This window comes from Bacteroides sp. K03, from assembly GCF_019734355.1.
GTDB lineage: Bacteria > Bacteroidota > Bacteroidia > Bacteroidales > Bacteroidaceae > Bacteroides > Bacteroides nordii.
The window spans coordinates 19215-44918 of record NZ_JAASHC010000003.1; the positions used below are offsets into that span (position 1 = coordinate 19215).

General features: G+C 41.4%; 23 protein-coding genes. 11 read left to right on the forward strand and 12 right to left on the reverse strand.

The annotated features are described in order from the left end of the window. Positions 1-324: 324 nt before the first annotated feature. Positions 325-1467 carry a site-specific integrase gene (locus HCG69_RS02730; RefSeq protein ID WP_221648762.1) on the reverse strand — a complete coding sequence of 381 codons (1143 nt, stop codon included), beginning with the start codon at positions 1465-1467 and terminating at the stop codon, positions 325-327. Between the two features lie 405 nt (positions 1468-1872). Between HCG69_RS02730 and HCG69_RS02735 the strand changes: the two genes are divergently transcribed. From HCG69_RS02735 to HCG69_RS02760, 6 genes are all read left to right on the forward strand, one after another. Further along, positions 1873-2868 carry a hypothetical protein gene (locus tag HCG69_RS02735; RefSeq protein ID WP_255585374.1) on the forward strand — a complete coding sequence of 332 codons (996 nt, stop codon included), beginning with the start codon at positions 1873-1875 and terminating at the stop codon, positions 2866-2868. Positions 2869-2953: 85 nt separating this feature from the next. Then, the gene (locus HCG69_RS02740) at positions 2954-5068 is read left to right on the forward strand and encodes a DUF3869 domain-containing protein (protein ID WP_221648763.1); all 2115 of its coding nucleotides are present in this window, start codon (positions 2954-2956) and stop codon (positions 5066-5068) included. Between the two features lie 39 nt (positions 5069-5107). Further along, a complete protein-coding gene (locus tag HCG69_RS02745) occupies positions 5108-5863 on the forward strand; it encodes a YjbH domain-containing protein (protein WP_221649081.1) in 756 nt (251 codons plus the stop codon). 41 nt (positions 5864-5904) lie between these two features. After that, positions 5905-7026 carry an OmpA family protein gene (locus tag HCG69_RS02750; RefSeq protein ID WP_221648764.1) on the forward strand — a complete coding sequence of 374 codons (1122 nt, stop codon included), beginning with the start codon at positions 5905-5907 and terminating at the stop codon, positions 7024-7026. A gap of 168 nt (positions 7027-7194) precedes the next feature. Continuing rightward, positions 7195-9294: a hypothetical protein gene (locus HCG69_RS02755; protein WP_221648765.1), complete on the forward strand. Its 2100-nt coding sequence runs from the start codon at positions 7195-7197 to the stop codon at positions 9292-9294. Positions 9295-9307: 13 nt separating this feature from the next. Further along, positions 9308-10366 carry a hypothetical protein gene (locus HCG69_RS02760; RefSeq protein WP_221648766.1) on the forward strand — a complete coding sequence of 353 codons (1059 nt, stop codon included), beginning with the start codon at positions 9308-9310 and terminating at the stop codon, positions 10364-10366. A gap of 164 nt (positions 10367-10530) precedes the next feature. Here the strand turns inward: HCG69_RS02760 and HCG69_RS02765 are convergent, their stop codons facing one another. The 10 genes from HCG69_RS02765 to HCG69_RS02810 form a co-directional block, all read right to left on the reverse strand. Next, the gene (locus HCG69_RS02765) at positions 10531-11496 is read right to left on the reverse strand and encodes a PCMD domain-containing protein (protein ID WP_221648767.1); all 966 of its coding nucleotides are present in this window, start codon (positions 11494-11496) and stop codon (positions 10531-10533) included. A gap of 16 nt (positions 11497-11512) precedes the next feature. Further along, a complete protein-coding gene (locus HCG69_RS02770; RefSeq protein ID WP_221648768.1) occupies positions 11513-12619 on the reverse strand; it encodes a sulfotransferase in 1107 nt (368 codons plus the stop codon). A 103-nt stretch (positions 12620-12722) separates the two neighbouring features. Beyond that, positions 12723-14153 carry a sulfate adenylyltransferase subunit CysN gene (gene cysN, locus HCG69_RS02775; protein ID WP_002561659.1) on the reverse strand — a complete coding sequence of 477 codons (1431 nt, stop codon included), beginning with the start codon at positions 14151-14153 and terminating at the stop codon, positions 12723-12725. Positions 14154-14184: 31 nt separating this feature from the next. Continuing rightward, positions 14185-15096 (reverse strand): sulfate adenylyltransferase subunit CysD, encoded by a 912-nt coding sequence (gene cysD, locus HCG69_RS02780; RefSeq protein WP_007485002.1) that lies wholly within the window; start codon positions 15094-15096, stop codon positions 14185-14187. Between the two features lie 29 nt (positions 15097-15125). After that, positions 15126-15689 carry an adenylyl-sulfate kinase gene (cysC, locus tag HCG69_RS02785; protein ID WP_122202247.1) on the reverse strand — a complete coding sequence of 188 codons (564 nt, stop codon included), beginning with the start codon at positions 15687-15689 and terminating at the stop codon, positions 15126-15128. A 172-nt stretch (positions 15690-15861) separates the two neighbouring features. Next, entirely contained in the window at positions 15862-17418 is a 1557-nt protein-coding gene (locus HCG69_RS02790) for an SLC13 family permease (protein WP_221648769.1), read from the reverse strand. Between the two features lie 16 nt (positions 17419-17434). Then, positions 17435-18259 carry a 3'(2'),5'-bisphosphate nucleotidase CysQ gene (gene cysQ, locus HCG69_RS02795; protein WP_002561663.1) on the reverse strand — a complete coding sequence of 275 codons (825 nt, stop codon included), beginning with the start codon at positions 18257-18259 and terminating at the stop codon, positions 17435-17437. A gap of 427 nt (positions 18260-18686) precedes the next feature. Beyond that, positions 18687-19187 (reverse strand): SPOR domain-containing protein, encoded by a 501-nt coding sequence (locus tag HCG69_RS02800; protein ID WP_002561664.1) that lies wholly within the window; start codon positions 19185-19187, stop codon positions 18687-18689. Positions 19188-19218: 31 nt separating this feature from the next. Continuing rightward, positions 19219-19623 (reverse strand): lipocalin-like domain-containing protein, encoded by a 405-nt coding sequence (locus tag HCG69_RS02805; protein ID WP_002561665.1) that lies wholly within the window; start codon positions 19621-19623, stop codon positions 19219-19221. Continuing rightward, on the reverse strand, positions 19620-20390 hold the full coding sequence (locus tag HCG69_RS02810; RefSeq protein ID WP_007484996.1) for an SDR family NAD(P)-dependent oxidoreductase: 771 nt from the start codon (positions 20388-20390) through the stop codon (positions 19620-19622). Before HCG69_RS02810 ends, HCG69_RS02805 begins: the two co-directional genes overlap by 4 nt. 176 nt (positions 20391-20566) lie before the next feature. Here HCG69_RS02810 and HCG69_RS02815 point away from each other — a divergent pair, with 176 nt between their 5' ends. The 4 genes from HCG69_RS02815 to HCG69_RS02830 all read left to right on the forward strand — a co-directional run bounded on the left by HCG69_RS02815 (position 20567) and on the right by HCG69_RS02830 (position 22878). Further along, the gene (locus tag HCG69_RS02815; RefSeq protein WP_221648770.1) at positions 20567-21835 is read left to right on the forward strand and encodes a DEAD/DEAH box helicase; all 1269 of its coding nucleotides are present in this window, start codon (positions 20567-20569) and stop codon (positions 21833-21835) included. 188 nt (positions 21836-22023) lie between these two features. After that, positions 22024-22230, forward strand: coding sequence for a YtxH domain-containing protein (locus HCG69_RS02820; RefSeq protein ID WP_002561668.1), 207 nt, complete (start codon positions 22024-22026; stop codon positions 22228-22230). A 21-nt stretch (positions 22231-22251) separates the two neighbouring features. Next, a complete protein-coding gene (locus HCG69_RS02825; protein WP_002561669.1) occupies positions 22252-22614 on the forward strand; it encodes a phage holin family protein in 363 nt (120 codons plus the stop codon). A 3-nt stretch (positions 22615-22617) separates the two neighbouring features. Beyond that, positions 22618-22878 (forward strand): hypothetical protein, encoded by a 261-nt coding sequence (locus HCG69_RS02830; RefSeq protein ID WP_002561670.1) that lies wholly within the window; start codon positions 22618-22620, stop codon positions 22876-22878. A 429-nt stretch (positions 22879-23307) separates the two neighbouring features. On the opposite strand, the gene HCG69_RS02835 is transcribed toward HCG69_RS02830, so the two are convergent. Further along, a complete protein-coding gene (locus HCG69_RS02835) occupies positions 23308-24282 on the reverse strand; it encodes a type I phosphomannose isomerase catalytic subunit (protein ID WP_195349554.1) in 975 nt (324 codons plus the stop codon). Between the two features lie 268 nt (positions 24283-24550). On the opposite strand from HCG69_RS02835, the gene HCG69_RS02840 reads away from it, so the two are divergent. After that, a complete protein-coding gene (locus HCG69_RS02840; protein WP_044095505.1) occupies positions 24551-25651 on the forward strand; it encodes an aldose epimerase family protein in 1101 nt (366 codons plus the stop codon). The last annotated feature ends 53 nt before the right edge of the window (positions 25652-25704 follow it).

Genomic DNA, 25704 nt, shown 5'->3' on the forward strand with positions numbered 1-25704 from the left:
TTTATTCTTGTTACGAATTTCTAAAAATAGATACCAAATTGGTAATATCCTTTCTGAATGTTACAAACGATAGTGCTCTTTAAGGTGGTTGCAGCTGCACATATGAAGGTAAAAATGTAGTTCAATAAAGAAGGGGAAAGAGTATTAATGTTATTTTTAATTACCACACAACAAGAGCTTATTATATTATAGAATCAAAAGTACGTACTTTTATAGTCCAAAAGTACGTATTTAACTATGACTTAAATACGTACTTTATATATATAAGAGTACGTACTTTTATAATCAATGATATATATATTCTCTAAATGCTGATAATCAGCATTATGTTATCTCAGGAATGAGGGCAATTGCTTTACTTTTGCTCTCATCTACAATCTTTGCATAGATCTGAGTTGTCTGAATATTTGTATGTCCTAACAATTTCGAAACAGTATATATATCAGCTCCCAAAGTGATCATCATAGTCGCGTGGGTATGTCTCGCAACGTGAAAAGTGATATGTTTTTGTATCCCTGCGTCCTTTCCCCAACGAGATAATATTTCATTGGTTCTTCCCAAGGATATCAAACCGTTAAAAACCCGGTCGGTATCCAATGCTTTACCTCTCTTAGGTAACTGTTTTAATGCTTCAGGACTAAGAGGGAGAGATATTATTTCTTGAGTTTTTTGCTGTATTATATGTAATTGAGTATTACCAGCTTTATCTTTCCTGAGGTTCTCCCAAGTCAATGCAGCAATATCCGAGTGTCTTAAGCCACAAAAGCAGCTGAATAGGAAGGCTCTTTTTAACATTTCGTTATAGAAATGAGTTTGAGATAGCAGGCGTATTTCGTCCATGGTCAAATATTCCCGTTCTGTTCTTTTTCGTTTAGGTTTATCTTCATTTTTTATTTTATTCATCGGGTTTGTAGATAAAACATCTTCAACAACTGCATATTTTAAGCAATAGTTTAACTCTTTTAGATAGCATATCTGGCTATTCACATTGATCAACTTTTCTTTTTTACTATGTTTCTGAGTTGCAGACTTTAAGTACTCCATAAACCCTAATATGTAATCTTTATCAACAGCTTTTAATGAAATTCCACTTTTATCATATCTCTGAAGATGGTGAATCAAGGTATTCATCAAAGTTCGTTTTGCCTTTTGAACTATGTCTCTATTTGCTAAATAGCAGATGTAGTCAGTAAGTAACATGTTTGACCTGTTTTTATTTGCATCGAAACCAAATTTACCATTTTGTAATGCTACAATCTTCTGAGCTTTAATAGCATTAGCCAATTTAAGCGTTTCTGCATTTCTATCCTTATCTATCCGGTTATTCTCCGGAATAATATAAAGTTTCAAAAATTCATATCTCCGCTTTTTATCCATATAAATATCGAGATAAAGTGATAAACACCCATTCGACAATTGTTTTGACCGAAGTTTAATCGGTTCCTTTATTCTAAGTTTCTTTTTCATATCTGTCTACTAACCTATCATTAATATATACACCTTTCTGTTTGGAGTAACAAACTGGTAACACCCTTCATAAAGGGTAATTAGAACGTAGTACTTATTTCTATTGTTTATGTTATAACGTTTATTACTATTAGGACTGATTAATAAGGAATAAAGTATCACAATGCAATGGCCCGTTTTGTACGCCTATGCATGGTTTCTCTTGAATTTGGATAATGAATTATTCTTTATAAGGTAAAAGAAAAAAATATAAACCTCCTTATGCGAATAAATAGTAACAAATAAGTAACAGTAGTACTGCTATTATACTTAATATAACGTTCTTTATATCTATTTATTTTCTTGTAATAAAATCATATAATATATAGCAATATAGCAAATTACTATTGTTTAGTAGATTTACAGTTGTGCCTATCTGCATATCCACAGAATAAGCCATGTAGACTTATTTTTCTGGATAACAACATTCCGCAAATTTCGCTTTATTATCAGCCAGTTATAGGCGATAGCATCCCTGAAATAAATCGACAAGAGTGGAATATAAGTTATAATCTGGGCAAAAACTGGAAACAAACAACAAAAGGTAAGAAAAAAAACGGTTCGCTGTTTAAAGTAGATATAGTGGTTTATCCGGAATTATACTTTAAGAATGTGGTTATCACACAAATCTATCAGGTATTATTCAACCTGTCACCTGCAATAGAGGTCTCTCTTTGGAAAGGCATGAAGTTGACGGCACAAATGATATTGCCAATATATAACGATGGATACCCGGATGGGTACAAGAAGGTACGCCCGGGATTTGTTGAACTGGTACAAAGTGTAAGACTACCTTATAATACATTTGCCAGACTTGCAATAGGGCACTTCAATAACGATAGATATGGCGTGGATTTACAAATGACTCACCACTTGATATGGGATGAAAGATTTACCATTGAAGGGCGCGTTGGATATACAGGAACTGGATATTGGGATGGATTTACATTGCATTACGGAACCAAAAGACGTGTAACCTGGTCTGTAGGAGGAAGTTTTTACTGGCCTAAATACAACGTAGAAACATCTTTGAAAGTAGAGCAATATTTATTGGGTGAAAAAGGAGTCAGAGTTGATTGTATCCGCCACTTCCGTTATGCATCTATTGGTTTTTATGCAATGAAAGCCGATGGAGTTAAGGCTAATGGAGGTTTCCGTTTTCAGATAGCTCTTCCACCTTATAAATACAAACGCAAAAGGTATATACCGCGTGTAACTACTTCTAATAACTTTGGTATAGCCTATAATGCAGGAAATGAGCAGTATTATTATAAAGGATATAAAGCTACGCCCTATGAAAACATAATGCAGAATAATAGTTTTAACCCATATTTTATTAAATCAGAATTATCAAATTATTAATTTTAATTTTATTGAGATGAAAGTGAAAAGTAAATTTTTTAGTTTTAACGCTAAGTTAGCGTTAATGTTAGTAGCGATTTGCGGTATGTTCGCAAGTTGTTACGAAAAAGAGGAAATTGATGTACCGACACCAAGTACAACACCAGCCAAATATTATGTAAAAGGTATCGTTACAGATGCTACAACTGGTGCCGCAATGACTGCTTTTACTGTAAATGGTCAATCATTTACTTCGGCAAACGGTGAATACTCACTCCAACTTGAAGCAACCGGAGTACAGACTATTACCATCAAAGCGGATAACTACATTACATTAAGCAAATCTATTGATGTAAAAGCATTGCCCAACGGAGAAACAGGAACTTATGTTGTAGATGCAGCACTCGAACCGGTAGCAATAGACATACCAGATCCGGAATACATGACTAACCAATATAATATTAACGGAACTTTGTATGACATAGATGGTAACAAGGTTAAATTTGCAGCAGGTGACAAAGTTACTATCGAAGGCCAGACAGTGAAATATAATGTTGGCGAAAGTACATTTACTGTTGAAAATGTTACTCCAGGTAACTATATCGCTTTTGTAAATGTAGCAGGATATACAAAAACCTACGCACAGATTGTTATTACAGAAGCTCCTTTGAAAGAAGGTACAGGAGTAAATACTATCGTAACAAGAGCAAACGTTGTTTTACAGAAGATCGCAGAAGAACCGGAGCCAGAACCAGCAGCTAAATATTACATTGAAGGTAACATCTGGGGAGCAAATAATGTGATAGTAGACGGAGCAACTGTTGAGATTAACTTAACTAATGGTCAGTCATTCACACCAAGTATCAATAACGGTTACTACAAACAAGAAATTCCTGCAGAATATGTAGGTCCTACTGTATTGGCAACTGTGAAAGTAAGCAAATCTACTTATTATCCGTTTGCATGTAGCTTCCTGATGGTTCCCGTATCAGCAGGCCAAACATCGGTATCCACTGTAAATATAACTTTGATTCCAATCAATAAAGATACAACAGAAGATGGTTCTATTGGTGGTAACACTAACTTGAATCCGGTAGAAAATGGAAAAACTGAGGTTAAAGACAAAAATGTAATCGCACAAGAAGAGGCTGCACCAGTTGTAAAAGAAGACGGAACTGAAGTTAAAGTAACAGTAAACGATGTTCTCGATGCAATGGAAGAAGCAACAGGAGAAACTGTTACAGCTGATAAAATTACTACTGTAACAACTACAACTGAATTAAATAAAGATTTGGTTTCAGACATCGTAAATGCTGACGGAACAGTTCAACAGATTAAAGATATTGTTTCATTGCCTACAAGTGCCGTAGTTATTTACACTCAAAACGAAGGTGAAGGTAGCACAGTAGCACAGAACATCAACGTATCTCGTGACCTTGCAACAGAAAAAGCAGAAGCAGCTGTACGTACTTATGAAGGTACACCAAAGGGTGTTGTATTTGCTACCCCATTAAATATCACATTTGGATCTGAAATTGCTACAACAGAAAAAGCTGACTATCTATTGCCTGTATTATATTACAATGAAATAAGCAAAACATGGGTAGAAGATAAAGTACAAGGTGTTGTAAACTATGCAATGCCACAAGATAACGGTCAGTTCAAAGCTGAAATCCGCCACTTCTCTAAATTCAAATTTGGTTTCACATCAAAGATTGACAAGAGTAAAGAAGAAGCTCCTTTAGCTGAAGAATTCAAACCGTATCCATGCTTCACTGGCAACTACGATCAGATTATTACTGTAAAAGGCCAGTATAAGGGTGGTAGCAGATATATTGGTAACACACCTCAGCTGGAAGCAGATGCTAAACTCACAGGAGTGAAAGAAACTACAAAGAAACATATAGTTGAACTTTTGCAGAAGATGATCAAAGCAGATAACATGAACATTCTGCCTCAGCCAAATTATAAGGATGTCGCTTTCTCTCAGGATATGAGTATTTCGCCCAATCAGCAAATTGAAGGTTTCACTATCACAAGAAGTGAAAAAGAAATCACATACTCCATTACAGTTATCAAGGCTGACAGAACTCCTGTTACATTGACTGTAACTGTAGCTTCTGTTGTTTCTTACAAGATCGCTCCAAAACAAACTCCAAGTCATGGTCACGGTCATGGAGACAACCTGAATGCAGGTGGTGGTATTGTTGACCTGGATTAATTTTGTGAGTACTAAGTAATTGAATCGAAAGCATTTATAATATATAAAATGAGTTTAAAACGAATCTATATTGTATTATTACTTATAAGTATACCTTATATGCTTTCGGCTCAATTAACCTATGGAACCACAGGATTGCTGCATGCTCCTTCGGCAGAGATGCAGAAAGATAAAACAGTAATGCTGGGGGCCAATTTTTTAAATAAGGAGATAACTCCTCCTACATGGTATTACCATACGTATAATTATTACCTGAATGTAACTATAATGCCCTGGCTGGAAGTAGCGTATACTTGTACACTTTTCAAAGCCGAAGCATTGGGACTAAAACCTTATGGTTATACAGGGTTTACGAATCAGGACCGGTATTTCTCAGTCCGATTGCTTGCTTTGAAGGAAGGCCAATTCTGGAAGTATACGCCTGCAGTAGTTTTAGGGACCTCAGATCCTTTTACTTCATCAGGAGATGTGATAGCTTCCGATAAGGGGAACGGATATTACAGCCGCTTTTATATAGCTGCGACCAAACATATCCGGATAGGTAAAGAAACACTTGGTGTTCATCTCTCCTATCTTTATAACAGGAGAATAGAATATCATTTGAACGGCATTGCAGCAGGTATTACCTATAATCCGTCTTTCCATCCACAGCTACGACTGATAGCCGAATATGACTCGAAAGATTTTGCGTTGGGAGCCACTTATCTGCTTTTCAATCATCTTCATGCACAGATAGAATTGCAAAGGATGAAATATTTCACAGGAGGATTGACCTTTCAATTCCGATTGAAATAAAAAGAGATAAGAAAGAGTTGAAATATTAAAAATTAAAAACAATGAAAAGCAAAGTAGTAATATTATCTTTACTGTTGACCGGAGCAGCCATCTCAGCTTCTGCACAGACCAAAGAGAAGTTCTATACCGAAAGGGCTAAGGACAATATCTTTATCAGTGTGGGTGCCGGAGCACAAGGATGTGTAAATCCGAACAACTTTGATTATGGCTTTGGACATGCCATAACTCCGCTGATCCATGTATCAGTAGGAAAACTAATCAATCCCATATGGGGAGTGCGTGCTCAGGTAGCCGGCATGTGGAGTACACTATATACTGACTACAACAGAGTGAAAGGCGATTATGCCGAATACAAGAACAAGAAGTACTTCACACTGCGTGCAGACGCTATGTACAACCTCAGCAATGCTATTGTAGGTTACAATCCGGACCGTCTGTTCAATGTTTCTGTATTTGCAGGCCCAGGTTTGACATTTGCAAAAGCTTATGGCAAAATGGATAAGATGAATGCGCTGGTCAACGGTTCAGTTGGTTTGGCAGGACAATTCAACGTAAGCAAATACATCGATATTAATATTGAAGCAAGAGGCGAAGTTTCTCCTTCTATATTTGGTAAATACAGTAGTGCATATACAGACGGTGCAGTTTCTCTGACTGCCGGTGTAACTTACACATTCGGCGGTAAGAAGTTTGTATCTTGCAACTCTAAGGTAGACCAGAGCGCTATCAATGATGAATTGAACAAATATCGTGACGAACTGGCACAGGCTCAGACGGATCTGGCAGATGCAAAGAATGCATTGGCTAACGTGAAACCTGTGACTAAGGAAGTTGTGAAGGAAGTAGAAGTGGCTGGTCCTCGTGCTATTTTCTTCCAGATTGGCAAGTCTAAGATTGACGACTATGGCATGGTTAACATCCAGTTGGCAGCTAAGATCCTGAAGGCTAATCCGGATAAGAAATACAAGATTGCCGGATATGCAGACAAGGCAACCGGTAGTTCCAAGTGGAATCAGAAACTGTCTGAAGCACGTGCTCAGGCCGTTTACGATGCACTTGTTAAAGAAGGCGTAAGCAAAGATCAGCTTGAACTGGTTGGTTTCGGTGGAACTGCCAATATGTTCGGTAAGAATTTCCTGAACCGTGTAGTGATTCTGGAATAAACGCTGAAATCAGATACAAACTAAAGTTTTAAATAGCAAAAGGCTATCCCACTAAATTTTGTGAGATAGCCTTTCTTATATCCACATATTTTAAGGAAACTCCATCTTATTTTTGCAATCAATGGCTATTTACATTATCTTTGCGCCCCTAAAAAACAAACAATTAATATGATTAATAGCAAAATCCTCAAACTTATCGGTTTGTTCATTTTGGGTATGTGGAGTTTACAGGCATGTAATGATAGTAATTCCAATGACCTCCCTACAGATGAAGTGCCGGATAATCCTTACGGTTTAATAAAAGTTACAGAGAATGATCTGACACCTGAAGTATTCAAACTTATGTTGCAGGACGACGAACCTTCAACTACGTATTTTGACAACAGCCAACGTTTCTTTTACGTCAATCAGCCTCTGCAAGTGAGTATTAACGAGAAGCAGGAACTATTCATCCGCTTCTATTCGCCCCGTCCCATACATGGAGTAACAATCTGGGCAAAAATCAGTGGCTATGATGAGGAGTTTCAATTGGCACAGTTTGATGTAGTGCCTGCCTTCACCGAATATCACCGGGCACTGCCAATGCTTACCGAAAGCAAACGTTATATCACCCGTTCAGGAAAAGAGATACAAATCATGGCTAACCCGCATCTGTCAGCATCAGATTTCTCGTTGAAGACAGATTGTGAGGATAGTTATTATCAAAAACTACTCTCTACCAAAAGCAAATACAGGGTGCGTTTCTCTGCCTACAGCCAACAAGGTAGCTGGCAATTCCCCCTACTCGCCGCCCATGCCAGAGAAACGGTAGCTATTATGCTGAACTTTGCCTATATGTTCTCCTCACCGGAATTTGCCGAGGAATTGGAGAAATACAGAGGTAAACTTCATAGTAACAATGATCTGGCAGTGATAGACATCGACAAATTACTCAAACAGGTAATCAATCATTCGGGTTTCCTGGTAGGACATGTGAGTGGAGTAAACGGTCTGGGAGGAGGAGAAACCTATGGACTGAATGAATGGTGCTACCTTGAACACTACGCAGACGACACGAACCAAACCCACACAATTTTTCATGAATTGGGACACTGTCTGGGCTATGGACACGAAGGAAATATGACCTATGAACAAACCGGAACGGGATGGATTACTCTTTGCAATAAAGTGTATACCCAGTTGTGTCTTGATAAAAAACTTCCCATCTACTCAAGAAGATTTATGCATACGCGTAAACAGGGAAAACTATATGGCGCTGCCCGCTACCAACGTTCTAAATACATCATTGAAGATCCGGAACTAGATGCCATAGACGGTGGTCTGGCTCCGGCATTGAAGGACGACGACGAAAACGTTGAAGAAGGAACGCCCCTCTCCTGTTCTATTTCTTATGAAAACATCCCGGGAACTGCCAAAGAGGATTTTACTCCAAAAGATGTATGTGTCTACAAAAACCGCATATATATAATCAATGATGCAAACGGAAAATACAGTCTGGAAGTCCTGGAAGAGAAAGAAGGAAAACTAACGCATGTAAAAAGCGTGAAAGAGTGGACTGAGAATGCAGAAACCAAAACCTTTGCCGGGAAACCTAACGGGATTACAGTGGCACATGGAAAAGTATATGTCACAAATGAAAGTAGCCGTACAGATGTATTTGACGAGGCTACACTAGAATTTATTACGTGTATAGGTACAGGCAGTTGGGGTGAAGGTAGTACTCAGACAGTACATGCCTTTGATGTACTTGTGCGTCGTGGATGTGTGTTTATCCGGGACAAGAAACGCGTGTGTGTATTCATGGAAAATGATGTTGCAGCAGGTAGTTACAAAAAAGTAGCCAACTATTGCCGCACAATCAATATGGGTGAGGCAATGGGAACTTATGGGCAGGCAATGGGAGCCGACGGACTACTCTATACTACCCACCAGAGTAATCGGAAAATTTATGCCTTCGACTGTAACGTGATGCGCGAACAAACAGAATGGAAAGCGCAACGGGTAATAGACCTCCCCGCTTCTCACTCTCCCTACGACATTGCTTTTGTTGGCAAACGAATGTTCGTATCATTTGCCACCGGAAAGAATCAACCGGTTGCCCTGGCAGAAGTGAATCAGGAAAACGGAACAATCCTAAAAGATTATACAACCATAAGTGGACATACCTTCCGTAATGTGGAGAAAATAATGCTATCCCGGCAAACGCTGTTTGTAATAGATCGCACTGAACGTACCATAACCGGTATTCCAATAAACGAACTGAACTAAAAAGGAAATAATCATGAAAAAAAAGATAATTCATACAAGCCACCTGCTACTGGCCCTGATGATTGCAGGGGCCTGCTCGGAAGAAGATATACCAGGAGATATACCGCAAAAACCAGAAGAGCCATATACCAGTCATTATTACTACTCCTATGAAGCAGGACAGCAATTATCGGCTGTAGACTTTGCCCTGGACGAGGGTGAATTTACCCCAGGAGCCACCTATATGAAAGGAGATACACTGTTTGTAGCAAACATACAGAACGGACATTACAGCCTGGAACTGTATGATAAAAAGAGGAAACAACACCTGGTATCACTGCGGTCATGGAAGTATGGAAATACTGATCAAAAATTTCAAAGTCCGATAGAAGCCATCGGAGTATCTCCGGCCAATCGTCTGTATGTATTAAGCAGAGAGACTCGCATCGATGTTTTTGCCCTCGAAGACCTGAATTTCATTACGCGCATTGGGACTGGCAATTGGAGTGATGGAGTAAGCGGATTGTTTCAGGCACAGGCTATGGCAATTTCTCCGGACGGAAAAATTATTGTTCGCACCAAAAGAGAGATTGCCGTTTACCGGGAAGAGGACGTAACTCCGGAAAAATACCAGAAAGTGCCTTTTTATTGTCGAAGTGCAGCGATAGGAATGGATACAAACAACGGATTCAATCCCCACCAGATGGTACAAGATTCTACCGGTATTGTTTATTTGGCAGATTACGGGCAATACGGTAACAGAAAAATTCAGGCAATAGACACTGCACGCATTGAAAAAGGTGATCAAAAAATATTAATAGATACAGAAAAGACACTCGGTACTAGCTTCAACCCTTGCGGCATCGCTTTGCACAATGATCAGATGATGGTATCTGCCAGCAATGGCTCTATCTATATCTACGACCGTACGAAAAAAGAATGGGGAAACAGTTTCAAATCTGTAAACGGTTACACATTTAAAAAGGCAGAAAAACTATTGATAGCGGGATCAAGCCTCTGGGTTTCTGACACCAATGCCAAAAAGCTGATAGAAGTAAAGATCTACAAGAATGAAATACGGGAATACGAGTGATAACTTCCTCATATTTGTGTAATTATACAACTTAAAAACGCAGATTAATGCCAATTTATCGCAGGTATAATTTAATATATGCGTAAATTGGCGTTAATCTGCGTTTTAACAACAGCTAATTTTAGTTTTGAGACCCTCTTATTCTTTCATAAGTGGTCAACTAGCTAATAAACCAGTTTCACATTATCCACCCACAAAGTGTTTCCCGGAGAACCGATATAAGCTCCTCCATGACTGGCAGTAAATTGAAGAATCATGTGAGTAGGCGTTTCATCCTCATCGGCCCATGCCACTTCACGAACCGGTACACTCTCTCCCTTGCTATTGAGCGAATAACGTTCGTCAACCTGTAAGCGCATCATATGAGGTTTATATACCGGACTTCCGGTTATATCACCATAATGAATCTCATAGGTAGCATTATTATGCCAATCACCGGTATTATAATAATAAACAACCATCGTACCGACACGTTTTGCAAAAATATTACCTTCAGCATCTTCCCAACGCTTTTGTAAGAGTAAAATCGCTGCAGGAAAATCTTTGCCCGGCACATCGGTTATCTTACTAAACCCTGTAGCACGAATGCGATTTTCGCGATCAGACATCTTCACTTTATAATCAAACTGAAGAGCAATAGGACGCTTTGTGAACGGAATACCCATTCCAAGCATTTTGTTGGGGTTTTTGGTGCCTTTAATAGGTTCATGTACCGTGCCCAGAAACATAGAGCCGGCAGCAAGTACCGTAATATCTACGAGTCCGAACACTTTCACACTTTCCATACGAGTTTCCAGACGTGCACAATATCCACTTCCCCGCTTTTCGGGAAAAACAGATGTATTTGTCTTTGTGACCCCCGCTACTTTCGCCATCACATTGGAAGTAGCCCAGGGAGAACCACCAAGATTCGTATAAGCTTTTGAACCAGCTATGGTTTGGGTAGGCCCGACGGCATATACATTTTTTGTATTTCCACCAATAATGGCAGACTCTTTTATTTCGCGATTTACCCATTGATCCATATCCCCAAACGGGAGCATTTCTACTTTATGTTGCGCCATAACAACAGCCGAGCATAAAGCAATAAAGCCTGTCGTCATCAGACGGCGATATGTTCTCTTTGTCATCCTTTCTCCTTTCTTTTTAAAGACTATAACCCCACTGCTTCAGCGCAAAATCCCAATTGTCCTGCACTAACTGAACAGTACGATCATCATACTTATATTTATTCTTCTTATATCCTTTCTTTCCACCTACATACTTTTCTATTGCTTCACGTGCTTCTTCGAAACCTGGAATAGAGAGTTTCTGATATATATTCTCGGTCATCGCCAAAGCATCTGCTTCAAAATCCTCAAATTTCACTTCAATCAGATTTCCCTTAGGAATATACTGTTTATCGGCTTCGTACTTATGATACAGTTTGGCATAAATAGAGAGAATATTTTTTTCGATCTCCTCGTTGCTGATATCTTCCAGTTTCAAGGGCTGAATAGTATTGGTAAAGAAACTACGTGTAGACTCGAATACTGTGTACGGGTTACGCATCAGATAAATGAACTTTGCATTGGGAAACATCTTCACCAATTCCTTCACACGACCCGTATGAGGAGGGTTCTTACTCAGGAACTGAGTACCTTGCGTATTCCACAATGAAATCTTTACCAGTTTTTTAAATGTATCTTCAAATACTTTCAGTTCTTCGTCGGGGATACCATCAAACAACAAATACTTATCAGCATATTCTTGCTGGTATTTGGGCAAAAACCAGAAATTATAATATGTATAAGGCATCATATTTGCCAGTGCAAATTCCTCTTCCTGCGGCAGGTCTACAGCCAGTTCCATATTATCGGTCGGGCGTTTATCGGGCATCAACCAACTCATATTCTTTTTAAAGAAAGGTTGCCCCCACATCATCAAATGTGGAAAAACAGTCTGATAGGTAGTGTTGTACCCAAAGTGTTTGTCACAGGAAAAGACATTGTGTACAAACGTTGTCCCACTACGCCAATGCCCCAATATAAACACCGGATCGTGCTCTAACGGCTTATTGGCCAGAAGCTTTTCGTAACGGCTGTTTTGCAAAGGAGCCAATGTAGAGAGCAGGCGGCATACTGCTTTGGTCAAACGATATTTTCCTTTGTAGGCAGCATCGATATCCCTGCCAGCGGTTATCGCTTTAAATGTTTTCCAGTCAGCTCCTACCAGAGTGTTTATCGGAAGTTTATTGAATTCAAGTAATCCCATGTTATTTACAATTTACAATTGACTATTTACAATTGACTATTTACCATTTACAAATTGCACGATCTGCATAGCAAATTGTAAATTGTAAATAGTCAATTGTGCATTATTTAATGATTTTCACCGCAATACCCTGACGTTCCAGATCTTTCACAGCCTTCTCTATCGCTTCATAATGCTTAGGATCAATGCCCAGTTTCGGAAGATCCAGCACTGGAACATCATCCATAGTGCGCATATCTTTCTCTTCCACCCGGTCTATAATCATACCAACGGCACTGGTGTTATTGGTGATCGGGTCGATAAGGATGAACGATCCACAGGATTTGTTCTTCTGATAAGGATCAAAGAACAGCTCTTTCGCTGTAGTCAGTACCACACGGGCTATCTCATTCAACGAAAGGAAAGGCACGGCAAACTGCTCCATAGTGTTCACGTCCACCTTGTACTTGATGCTATCAATGCGGGTACGACTCATGTTAGTAGTCTGCTTGATAAAGAAGGATTTGTTCACATCCATTGGTTCCTCATCCATCCATACCAGCATAGCCTCAAAGTTACGATCAACGACAGGCAAATTATTGGGATGCACCAGCATCTCTCCTCTCGATACATCTATTTCATCTTCCAGTGTCAGCGTGACAGACTGAGGTGGAAAAGCATAATCCAACTCTCCGTCATAGGTCACAATACTTTTCACGCGGGAAGTCTTGCCGGAAGGCAACGCCATCACTTCGTCTCCTTTGCGGATAACCCCCGAAGCCACTTTTCCACAGAAGCCACGAAAATCGAGATTAGGACGAAGTACGTATTGTACGGGGAAACGGAAATCGGTCAGGTTATGGTCGTTATCGATGTGCACCGTTTCGAGGAAGTCGAGCAGGGATATACCCTTATACCAGGGGGTACGCTCTGATTTATCCACCACATTGTCACCATCCAGTGCAGAAAGCGGAATACAATTTACATCGGGGATACCAAGTGGCTCTACAAACTTTTTGTATTCTGACACAATCTCATTGAAGCGTGCTTCGGAGAAGTCTACCAGGTCCATCTTGTTAACAGCCAGCACAACATGTTTAATGCCAAGCAGAGACACCAGGAAAGTATGACGGCGGGTCTGAGTGATAACCCCCGTCCGTGCATCCACCAGAATAATGGCTAAATTGGCAGTAGAACCACCGGTAATCATGTTACGGGTGTATTGTTCGTGTCCCGGAGTATCGGCAATGATAAACTTACGGTTGTTGGTTGAGAAGTAGCGATAGGCCACGTCAATGGTGATACCCTGTTCGCGTTCGGCCTTCAAACCATCGAGCAACAGTGCATAATCTATATGTTCGCCGGCATTTCCCATACGTTTGCTATCACGTTCGAGAGCATCCAGCTGGTCTTCATACAATTTCTTACTATCAAACAGCAAGCGGCCTATCAGAGTTGATTTTCCATCGTCCACCGAGCCTGCCGTCAAAAGACGGAGCAAATCCTTCTGTTCGTCTTTATCCAGAAATGCTTTTATATCTAAAGTAGTTCCCATCTTCAATTCTTAGTTTTTTAATTTTTTTTGATTAGAAGTATCCTTCGCGCTTCTTCTGTTCCATACTTGCATCCTGGTCGAAGTCGATCACACGGGTAGTACGTTCGCTCTTTGTGGTAGTCATCATCTCCTCCACGATCTTCTCAATTGTATCGGCCTCACTCTCCACTGCACCAGTCAACGGCCAACACCCCAATGTGCGGAAGCGTACCATACGCATCTTAATCTCATCACGGTATTTTTCTGGCAGACGGTCATCATCGGCCATAATAAGATTACCGTCAAGTTCAACGCAAGGACGCTCTTTTGCATAATAAAGCGGAACAATGGGAATGTTTTCCAGGCGGATGTACTGCCAGATATCCAACTCGGTCCAGTTACTCAACGGGAAAACACGAATACTTTCTCCTTTGTGTACACGGGCATTATAGATATCCCACAGCTCGGGACGCTGATTCTTAGGATCCCACTGGTGAAATTTGTCACGGAAGGAGAAGATACGTTCTTTGGCACGTGACTTTTCTTCATCGCGACGGGCGCCACCAAAGGCGGCATCAAATTTATATTTGTCGAGCGCACGCAACAACGCCTGTGTTTTCATCAGGTCGGTATGTACTTTACTTCCATGTGTAAAGGGTCCTACACCTGCATGAAAAGCCTCCATGTTACTCTCCACAATCAGATTCCAGCCATATTTCTTAGCATATTCGTCACGGAACTGAATCATCTCTTTAAATTTCCATTTGGAGTCAATGTGCATCAAAGGAAACGGCACCTTACCCGGATAGAAAGCTTTCTCTGCCAGGCGAACCATAACAGAAGAATCCTTTCCGATACTATAAAGCATCACAGGATTCTCAAATTCCGCAGCCACTTCGCGGATAATGTGAATGGACTCAGCTTCGAGTTCTTTCAAGTGACTCAATTTATACTCTTCTTTCATTATATTCTTATTTTATAAATCTCTTATTTTTATCTTTTCACTTTTGGCAATATCAACTCCAGCAAACGATTAACAGATTCTTCAAGCGAAAGTTTTGAAGTATCCAACTCAAGAGCCGGATGTAGCGGTGCTTCAAACGGAGCCGAAATACCGGTAAAATTCTTTATTTCTCCTTTACGGGCTTTGGCGTACAAGCCCTTCACATCACGCTTTTCGCATTCGGCAAGCGGAGTGCTGACATATATTTCGAGGAAATCGTCCTGCCCGATAATATTGGCAGCCATTTCGCGGATATCATTGTTAGGACTGATAAAAGCGGCAATGGTAATAATACCGCTATCTATAAAGAGTTTTGAGACTTCGGCTATGCGACGGATGTTTTCTACACGGTCGGCTTCCGAAAAGCCCAGATTATTATTAATACCACTGCGGATATTATCACCATCGAGGATACGACACAGCAACCCGCGTTTGTGTAACTCACGCTCCAAAGCAATGGCAATGGTGCTTTTTCCGGAACCGCTCAATCCGGTGAACCATATCATCACGCTATGCTGCTTCAATAGCTCTTCTTTATCTTCCCGCGCCAGCATACGATCAAAGATAGGATAAATATGATTAGTTGAAAGTGGAGAGTTGAAAGTTGAAAGTTCTTCTCCTTTCGGTTCCTTATTTTGTTTCATGCATATTATTTTTAGTCGTTTTTACAATACTTACTGTTAGTTTTCTTTTTCCCATCTTTTCGTCTTCCGTAACTCTCAACTCTTAAAAGGGCCAAATTAGTGGTATCAAAAATACAGAAATGAGAAAAGTGATAATATTCAATGGTAAACCGATACGGACAAAATCGGTGAACTTATAATTGCCGATACCTTGCACGATCAGGTTTGTCTGATAACCAATCGGAGTAGAGAAACTGGCAGAAGCAGCCATACAAATCACCACAAAGAAAGGCGTAGGATCTACCCCTAATTGTTGGGATATGGCCAATGCCAGCGGAAATGCTAAAGCTGCTGCCGCATTGTTTGTGATAAGTTCCGTAAACAGATTGGTAATAATAAACAAAATAGCCAGCAAAACATGAGGTCCGTAGTTATGGCTTAAACCGATAATATAACTTGCAACTCCATCGGCTACCCCCGAATTTACCATTGCTTTACTGATAGCAAAAGCACAGGCAATAGTAATCAGGATATCCCACGAAATATATTTGGTATATTTACGGGCAGGAAATATTTTGGTCCATGCCATGATGATAGTAGTCACAGAAACAAAGAAAAACATATCCAGCTTGATATTAGGGAACATTTCCTGTGTTACCGGCAATTCACCTACTGTAGCCCCCACAATCATCAGAATGAGCAGAATCAAGGCAAACCAGCGTTTCTTCTTACCCGGCACCGGCTCAGTATCTTTTCCGTTGGCAAGCATCACAAAGACAGAAGACTCTCCCCAGGTAGGAATAAAAGTATCATCAGCCATTACCACCAGTGTATCGCCTTCGCGAAGCACAACTTCATTGAGTTTCTCTGTGATACGCTGTCCGTTGCGGGTTTTTATCTCTTTCACTTCTGCCCCATAATGACGCTGGAAGTTGAACTCTGTCAGGGTTTTGTTGATACCCGGGAAACGGGCACCCAACACAGCTTCCACGCGGTGGAGGCTCTCGCCTTTTTCTTCCTCTTCATCGGGCACTGCCGTATCGGGACGTGCATCGGGAAGGAGCTTTTTAGAAAACAGGAACAAGTAGATAATCCCCGCAATGGCAATGAATATACCCACCTTCCCTAATTCAAACATCGTGAATCCTTCATAACCCGCTTCAAGAATCATGCCGTGTACCACCAGATTGGTAGAAGTACCAATCAACGTACAAATACCGCCCAAAATCGTGACATAAGAGAGAGGAATAAGAAACTTGGTAGCGGGAAGATGAACAGCTTGTGCCCAACGTTTGATAATAGGAGCAAATATTACTACTACAGGAGTGTTATTCAGAAAAGCCGATATAAAAGCAATAGTGGGAAGCATACGAAATTGTGCCTTAAAAACAGTAGTTTTACCTACGGGAAGCAATTTCTTGATCACCTGCCCCAAGGCCCCCGACTGGCGAACACCTTCGCTTACCAGAAAAAGCATGGCAACGGTGATCATTCCTTTATTACTAAATCCTTCGAGCATCTCTTTCGGACTAAGGATACCCGCACAAAGAAACAGTACCACAACCGAGAAAAGCACCATACCCGGACGCATCTTATCCAATATAAGAGCAATCACCATTCCCAATAGCGATAGTAGTACAAATACAATTTCAAATGTCATAATCAGTACAAATCAATTAGTGATTTACTCTTTTTCTCTCTACAATAAACCAAGGATTCAACAGATCTTCCTTGTTGTATTGTAATGGCAACGCTTCGCCAGCCTGATAAATTTCCATTCCTGCTGCACGCGCAATAGCATGTCCGGCAGCTGTATCCCACTCCATAGTAGGAGCAAAACGAGGATATACATCTGCTTTCCCTTCGGCAACCAGACAAATTTTTATAGAACTTCCACTCGATATCAACTCCACTTCTTCGTGCTGCTGCTTCATTTCGCCGATATAGGTTTCTGTTTCCGGGGTTAAATGAGAGCGGGAGGCTACAATGACAAAACGCTTGCGTGGTTCGTCTATCGGCAAGCGTGCAGAAAAGTTTATCAACTCTTCCAAAGAGGCAGAATCACCCAAAGCCGTGATCCCGGATAGTTTGAATGCCCCTAGTGATTCGGCTGCAAAATAAAGTTCCTGCTTTACAGGCAGATAAATGACTCCCATCACAGGAATGCCATCGTGCACCAGTGCTATATTAACAGTAAATTCTCCATTACGCTTTATGAACTCTTTCGTTCCGTCCAGCGGATCGACAATCCAAAGCGTACTCCAATTCTTTCGCATGGCATACTCCATGTGCTTACCCTCTTCGCTCAACAGCGGAAAAGGGGTTTCCTGAAGAATCGTAGCAATCGTTTCATGTGCTTTACGGTCGGCAATGGTTAAGGGGGAATTATCGGCTTTTCTCTCTATCTCAAAATCCGATGCCGGATCATTATAGATAGAAAGTATCTTCTCGCCTGCTCTCAGGGCCGCGTCAACAGCAACAAACAAATATTTCTGTTCCATCTTGTTATATAATTATAGCCCTGTTTCCGACAAGGCGTAATAACCCATTGATATAATGAGCTACAAAAGTAAAAACTTTATCTTCTCTCAAAGTTTCCGCACTATCATTTATAACTTCTTTTAGCAATAGCGCTAATATTACTAAAAAAAGATTTCACCACAGAGGACACGGAAGACACAGAGGTATTGTTTTCTCTGATGAAACGCAGATGAACGCGAATGAACGCAGATTTTCACAAATACACAAATATGAAAAAAGAAGACCCGTACTTTAATCTGCGTTTTATCCGGATAATAAAGCTCCGTGTCCTCTGCGTCTTCTGTGGTGAAATACAAAACCTATATTGCAAAAAGGCAGCAACTTCCCAGCTACTGCCCTTATTCCGGAAGGGTGCTTTCCCGCTTCCGATATTACCAAAAAGAAATATTAAAATACTCTGTAAAGCAACCAGGCACCCTGGAAGTCTTTACGGTTAGGGTATTTAGCTTTGAAAGCATCACGAGCCTGTGCAGCGGCCGTTCTGTCGGCAAAAGTGCTCACAATCACACGATACATAGCAGATTCTGCATTGAATGCAATAGTTGCATTGTAGCCCTCAGCATCCAAAAAGTCTTTCAGACCTTCGGCATTTGCTTTCAAACCGAAGCTACCACACACTACGCTATAATCTTTCAGGTTGTCACCATTGCCCGAAACAACCGTTACTTTCTCCTGACGCACACCATTGGCTGCATCTGTAGCCTTCTTTACCTCTACCGGAGCTGCTACAACGGGAGTTACTTCCACCGGAGCTTCTACCTGCGGTTCGGCAAGTTCCTGCTGTTTTGCCTTTTCGTATGCTTTTTTATATGCACTTTCGCTTGATTTACAAGAAGCAAATGCCAGAACCATGCATACACTCATTCCCAATACTACCAATTTTTTCATAATCTATATTCTTTTAGTTAATAAATTCGTATCAATACTTTCTGAAAACAGATACAATATCTTCAGATCTAAGCCGAAGAGTGGACGAAGAAAGTTCTTCAAGTTGAAATGTTCGGCCCAGTTCATCCCACTGTAAATATTGCTTGCAAAGATCTATATTCTCTTCGGGGCGCAAAATAATATAAATTTTATCATCCTGCAAAGAATAAAGTCCGAAAAAGGTGTGATACGTCTTATCTTCGAGCAAACAGATGGCCGAAAAGCTACCTTTCTGAAAATTATAAAATACACTATCTTCCTTCTGCACAGTGCCATCGGGAAGCTCATACCGCCTCAATTGCCATTTACCAGTCAGTTTGTCTTCATCATCCGAACAGGAAGCCACTACCGATAACAACAAAGGCAAACATAAAAGATACAACCATTTCTTCGTCATTCTGCTTTCTTTTTATAAGAGATAGTGCCTGTAGCCTGATAGGTAGGCATCACCAGTATCTCTGCTATTTGGATATGTTCCGGAGCCGAAGCTGCGAAATATACTGTTTCTGCGATATCATCACCTGTAAGCGGACGGATTCCTTTATAAAAATTGTCCGCAGCTTGCTTGTCGCCCCGGTAACGAACTACACTAAAGTTTGTCTCTACCATCCCCGGCTTTACGTTGGTTACCCGCAACGGCGTATCCACCAGATCGATGCGCAGTCCGTCCGAAAGGGCTTTGACCGCGGCTTTGGTGGCACAATACACACTTCCACCGGGGTAAGCGGCATCACCGGCAATAGAGCCAATATTGATAATATGTCCACATCCGCGCTCCACCATTCCGGGAACTACCAGACGGGTTATGGCCAACAACGACTTTATATTTGTATCTATCACAATATCCCATTCGTCCAGGTTTCCTTCAAACTCTTTATCAACCCCGATAACGAGTCCGGCATTGTTTACCAGCACATCAATCGCTTTCCACGTTTCGGGCAAAGAAGCCAGTGCCTGAGTTGCAGCTTTACGATCACGAACATCAAAAGGCAACAAGAATACGCGAACTCCATAAGTTGCTTCCAGTTCGTTTTTTAACTCTTCCAGTTTTGCCACATTACGGGCATTAAGAATCAGATCCGAACCTTGTGAAGCAAACTTTCGGGCGCAACCTTCGCCTATTCCACTGCTTGCTCCGGTTATAAAAACAATCTTACCTCTCATATTGTTATTACTCTATAGAATTGAGCAACAAAAATACGCTTTAACCTGCTATCATTCGGCCTTTCTCTTAGTTAAATAAGATTAAACCGACGATATAAAAGTATTTACCCCCACAAGTTCGCGTATCTTTGCTCCATATAACATAACGAGCCGCGAGGCTCATTCAACTTTTTTACATGACATTTGAAAATTTAAACCTGATAGAGCCCATACTCAAGGCTCTGAAAGAAGAGGGTTATTCCTCTCCCACTCCCATACAAGAACAGTCAATCCCCGTTTTACTTCAAGGAAAAGATTTATTAGGATGTGCACAGACCGGAACAGGAAAAACAGCTGCTTTTTCTATCCCCATTTTGCAGAAACTATATAAAACCGACCACCGCAAAGGAATAAAAGCATTGATATTAACCCCAACCCGGGAGCTGGCCATTCAGATTGGTGAATGTTTTGAGGCATATGGCAAATACACCGGACTGAAGCACACTGTCATCTTTGGCGGAGTGGGTCAGAAACCTCAGACGGACGCGTTGCGCAATGGTGTACAGATACTGGTTGCCACCCCGGGGCGCTTGCTGGACTTGATAACCCAGGGTTACATATCTCTCAAAACACTGGACTTCTTCGTACTGGATGAGGCCGACCGCATGCTCGATATGGGCTTTATCCATGATATCAGACGGATACTGAAACTCCTTCCCCAGAAGCGCCAGACGCTTTTCTTCTCGGCTACTATGCCGCCGGAGATAGAGACACTGGCCAACTCGATGCTGGCCCATCCGGAAAAGGTAGAGGTGACACCGGCTTCTTCTACTGTAGACACAATTTCGCAATACGTCTACTTTGTAGAGAAGAAGGAGAAGAAGGACTTATTATTGCACTTACTGAAAGACCAGTCGATTGAATCGGTACTGATCTTTACACGTACCAAACATGGAGCCGACAAACTGGCACGCATACTAACCAAATCGGGTATACGCGCTGAGGCTATACATGGCAACAAATCGCAGAATGCACGCCAGCGTGCCCTGACGGATTTCAAAAACCATACTTTACGCGTATTGATTGCGACGGACATTGCAGCACGTGGTATCGATGTAGATCAGTTGTCACACGTCATCAACTACGAGCTACCCAATGTGCCGGAGACGTATGTACACCGCATTGGGCGCACAGGGCGTGCAGGACATGAAGGAATTGCGATCTCCTTCTGCGAATCGGAAGAATTACCTTACCTCAAAGATATTCAGAAGCTGATCGGAAAAACAATCCCAGTGGTCAAAGACCATCCGTTTGTCACCACCGAAGGCGCCAAGGCGCAGGAGGTGAAAACGGAAGAACTCAAAGCGAAAGCAAAAGAGAATAAAGTATACCGTGGTAGCCGCTCCAATGGAGACTTCTGGAGGCGAAAGAAACAAACGCAAAAAGGAGAGCAACCCAAAAGATAAGATGTATTAATAGATAAGAAGGCAATCGTTTTCCTTTCGGAAAAACGGTTGCCTTCTTTTTTGTATATCCATGACACACAGATGAGAGGATTCAGATAAAAACCCTTAAAAAAAATCCTCATCCATAGAACATCCTATGCAATAAATGCGTTATATTTGTAGTATTATCACTTTAAAACAGTAAAATTATGAAAGGACTTAATGTATTAGCAGCTTTTTTAGGTGGTGCAGCAGTAGGCGCAGCACTTGGTATTTTGTTTGCTCCTGAAAAGGGAGAAGACACTCGTCACAAAATTGCAGAGATTCTTCGTAAAAAAGGTATCAAGTTAAATCGCAATGAGATGGAAAACCTCGTTGACGAAATTGCAGCCGAACTAAAAGAAGTAACTGACTAAAAGAATCAAAACAGAGCCACTATGTTTGCAGACGACAAAAGTATAGAAAACTTTCAACAGCTATTCTTCGAGTTCAAGAAATATCTGGAGCTCCAGAAAGAATATACCAAACTGGAATTGACGGAAAAGCTAACCATACTTCTTTCCACCTTAATCATGGTTTTAGTACTCATTATTCTCGGCATGGTGGCCCTGTTTTATCTCTTATTCGCCCTGGCCTATATCCTCGAACCGCTCGTTGGCGGACTCATGGTGAGCTTTGGCATTATTGCAGCAATCAACATCATACTCATTGCCACAGTTATTATCTTCCGCAAGAAACTTATCATTTCTCCAATGGTAAACTTCCTTGCCGGCCTGTTTCTTAATGATTCAAAAGAATAAGTTATGAACAATCAGCAAGCTACCCCCCAGAAAATCACACTGGAATATATCGCCCGGCTCAAGACAGAGAAACTGGAAGAAATACGCGGACAGAAAAAAGCGATGACCCGAACGGCACAACGAATTTTTGCCCCTCTTGCTCCCGCCACCTCTCAAACAGACGCAATAATGAGATCATTCAATACAGGAATGGCAATCTTTGATGGTGTGGTAATGGGAGTGAAAATAATGAAAAAGATTCGCCGTTTTTTCAGAAAGGGATAAACAAAAACTTATTACAAAAGCAGTATTTCCTACACAGTATTTCGCTTTGCACATTCACCTCCACTTTAGGGTAGAGGTGTTTTTTTTGTAAAAAAAACAAGAAGGGAAGCACCTTTTGGAGACTACGCCCGCGCTGCATGCAGGCAACGCCTACGCTACATGTACTGCGGGCGTAGTCTCCATGCAAAGTATTTGTCTCAAAAAACACTCCGAACAAAATACGATATTAACACTCCTTATACAAGAAATCATCAGGAAATTCTCCTGATGAAACTTCCTATGATCGCAAAATTATCATCCGACTTATCATCTGGAAATTTTCCTGATGATACACGATTTACACCTTATAAGAGAATTAAAACTATAAACAAGGGGAGTTACGCGCCTACGCGCGCGAGCCCCCCTCGTAAGAATAAAGACTTTTTTACTTTAAACGTAAGTTTCGAGAATCTTCACGCTTCCTCCCTCTTCGGGAGTAATCGTTATATTCTCTGTCGTGGCAGGAAGCAAAACTGTTTCGCCGGCACAAAACGCCAGCTCGTTGCCTTCGTTGTCTGTCAATCGGCAAGAACCCTCGATGCAAATGAAAATCACGAAAGAATCCAGTTCCGAATAGTCGCAACTGATCTCTTCGGTCATGTCATACAGGGAAGTGGTGAAATAGGGACAAGCCACCAGCTCCACCGGTTCGTCTTTCACAGCGTCATATTTGGTGCGATAATCATCGAGCACTTCGTAGTTGATAGCTTCGCGTGCCAGGTCGGTATGCAGTTCACGCGTATTGCCCTTGGCATCCTTGCGGTTGAAGTCGTAAATGCGGTAAGTAATGTCCGAAGTCTGCTGAATCTCTGCGATAAATGCACCTGCACCGATGCTGTGAATACGTCCTGCAGGAAGGAAGAACACGTCACCCGGATGTATTTCATACTCTTGCAGCACATCGGTTATGGTATTGTTGAAAACACGCTCTTTGTACTCTTTCGGGGTGATCTGTTCTGAAAATCCCGAACGGAGTTTTGCCCCCTTATCGGCATCAACAACATACCACATCTCGGTTTTTCCCATAGAATTGTGGCGCTTCTTTGCCAGCTCGTCGTTGGGGTGTACCTGAATAGAGAGATCTTGTTTAGCGTCGATGAATTTAATCAGCAAGGGAAACTTATTGCCAAAACGGGCATAGTTTTCTTCACCGACCAGTTCTTCACGGTATTTTCTCACCATATCGGTCAACGTGAATCCTTTATCGGGACCATTAGCCACCACAGATTCATTGTCTTCTACGCCGGAAATCTCCCAGCTTTCTCCTACTCCTGTCAAGTTATCACTCAAGTGCTTGAACGGAAGGATTTTGTCGCCTCCCCAAAGTGTCTGCTTCAGGATCGGTTCAAATTTTAACGGATACATTTTGTTTTTCTGTTAATAAACTTAGATTATAATTCTTGATTTGATAATCAGAGGACAAACATACAAAAAATATCAAATAATACACAGAACCGGGCGTTTTATATTAAATTCATCACCAAAATTTCATAGAATTGACACGAAAGTAAGTTTTAGCCCATGCGAAACTAAACGCTAAACTTTCCTAAATCCTCGAATAGATTTACCATGAATAATTTGGGAGTACGAAAGAATTTAGCTTTATTTGCAAGAAATTTTATATATGCCAGACATGAATAACACATTCCCAACAGAAGAAAATTTATCCGGACTAAACCGGAAGGATTTTCAAAAGGATATCGACGATAAGCAAACAGACTTATTTATCCTCAAAAATAAAAAAGGGATGGAAGTTGCTGTAACAAATTACGGCTGTGCCATTCTCTCCATCATGGTCCCGGACAAAAACGGGAAATATGCCAACGTTATCCTCGGGCACGACAGTATAGACCATGTAATAAATAGTCCCGAACCATTCCTCAGCACCACCATCGGTCGTTATGGTAACCGCATCGCCAAAGGGAAATTCACCCTCTACGCCGAAGAGCACTCGCTGACAATCAACAACGGCCCCAACTCCCTGCACGGAGGACCTACCGGTTTTCATGCACGTGTGTGGGATGCCGACCAGATAGACGAAAGCACGATCATCTTCAACTATGTATCGGCCGACGGAGAAGAGGGATTCCCCGGAAATCTGGAAGTAGAAATGACTTATAGACTTGAAGAAGAGGAAAATGCACTGGTCATCGAATACCGTGCTACCACCGACAAAGCTACTGTTGTAAATCTTACCAATCATGGGTTCTTCAATCTGGCAGGTATCGCTACCCCCACCCCGACAGTAGAAAATAACATCGTCACAATCAATGCTGATTTTTATACTCCGATAGACGAAGTATCTATCCCCACAGGAGAGATTGCCAAAGTAGAAGGAACTCCGATGGACTTCCGCACCCCGCACACTGTGGGCGAACGCATTAACGACGCTTTTCAGCAACTTGTCTACGGCGCAGGATACGATCATTGCTACGTGCTCAACAAACAGGAAGCCGGTTCGCTGGATCTGGCTGCCACTTGCACAGATCCCGTAAGCGGACGCGTCATGGAAGTTTATACCACCGAGGCCGGCGTGCAACTCTATACGGGCAACTGGCTCAACGGCTTTGAAGGTTCACACGGTGCCACTTTCCCGGCTCGCAGTGCCATCTGCTTCGAAGCACAATGCTTCCCCGACACGCCCAATAAACCTCATTTCCCTTCAGCCGTACTGCTTCCGGGAGACGAGTACCAACAGGTAACGATTTATAAATTTTCTGTCGAAAACTTATAAAGTGGACAATTGACAGTTGACAATTGACAGTTATTATGCAGCATCATATAGCA

Coding starts and splice junctions, on each gene's coding strand:
- cysC (WP_122202247.1), bottom strand. CDS start 15,689: ATGCTGGCGCGGGAAGATAAAGAAGAGCTATTGAAGCAGCATAGCGTG.
- HCG69_RS02770 (WP_221648768.1), bottom strand. CDS start 12,619: ATGGGATTACTTGAATTCAATAAACTTCCGATAAACACTCTGGTAGGA.
- HCG69_RS02815 (WP_221648770.1), top strand. CDS start 20,567: ATGACATTTGAAAATTTAAACCTGATAGAGCCCATACTCAAGGCTCTG.
- cysD (WP_007485002.1), bottom strand. CDS start 15,096: ATGAAAGAAGAGTATAAATTGAGTCACTTGAAAGAACTCGAAGCTGAG.
- HCG69_RS02805 (WP_002561665.1), bottom strand. CDS start 19,623: ATGACGAAGAAATGGTTGTATCTTTTATGTTTGCCTTTGTTGTTATCG.
- HCG69_RS02830 (WP_002561670.1), top strand. CDS start 22,618: ATGAACAATCAGCAAGCTACCCCCCAGAAAATCACACTGGAATATATC.
- cysQ (WP_002561663.1), bottom strand. CDS start 18,259: ATGGAACAGAAATATTTGTTTGTTGCTGTTGACGCGGCCCTGAGAGCA.
- HCG69_RS02750 (WP_221648764.1), top strand. CDS start 5,905: ATGAAAAGCAAAGTAGTAATATTATCTTTACTGTTGACCGGAGCAGCC.
- HCG69_RS02790 (WP_221648769.1), bottom strand. CDS start 17,418: ATGACATTTGAAATTGTATTTGTACTACTATCGCTATTGGGAATGGTG.
- HCG69_RS02760 (WP_221648766.1), top strand. CDS start 9,308: ATGAAAAAAAAGATAATTCATACAAGCCACCTGCTACTGGCCCTGATG.
- cysN (WP_002561659.1), bottom strand. CDS start 14,153: ATGGGAACTACTTTAGATATAAAAGCATTTCTGGATAAAGACGAACAG.
- HCG69_RS02835 (WP_195349554.1), bottom strand. CDS start 24,282: ATGTATCCGTTAAAATTTGAACCGATCCTGAAGCAGACACTTTGGGGA.
- HCG69_RS02840 (WP_044095505.1), top strand. CDS start 24,551: ATGAATAACACATTCCCAACAGAAGAAAATTTATCCGGACTAAACCGG.
- HCG69_RS02730 (WP_221648762.1), bottom strand. CDS start 1,467: ATGAAAAAGAAACTTAGAATAAAGGAACCGATTAAACTTCGGTCAAAA.
- HCG69_RS02800 (WP_002561664.1), bottom strand. CDS start 19,187: ATGAAAAAATTGGTAGTATTGGGAATGAGTGTATGCATGGTTCTGGCA.
- HCG69_RS02755 (WP_221648765.1), top strand. CDS start 7,195: ATGATTAATAGCAAAATCCTCAAACTTATCGGTTTGTTCATTTTGGGT.
- HCG69_RS02765 (WP_221648767.1), bottom strand. CDS start 11,496: ATGACAAAGAGAACATATCGCCGTCTGATGACGACAGGCTTTATTGCT.
- HCG69_RS02810 (WP_007484996.1), bottom strand. CDS start 20,390: ATGAGAGGTAAGATTGTTTTTATAACCGGAGCAAGCAGTGGAATAGGC.
- HCG69_RS02820 (WP_002561668.1), top strand. CDS start 22,024: ATGAAAGGACTTAATGTATTAGCAGCTTTTTTAGGTGGTGCAGCAGTA.
- HCG69_RS02740 (WP_221648763.1), top strand. CDS start 2,954: ATGTTCGCAAGTTGTTACGAAAAAGAGGAAATTGATGTACCGACACCA.
- HCG69_RS02825 (WP_002561669.1), top strand. CDS start 22,252: ATGTTTGCAGACGACAAAAGTATAGAAAACTTTCAACAGCTATTCTTC.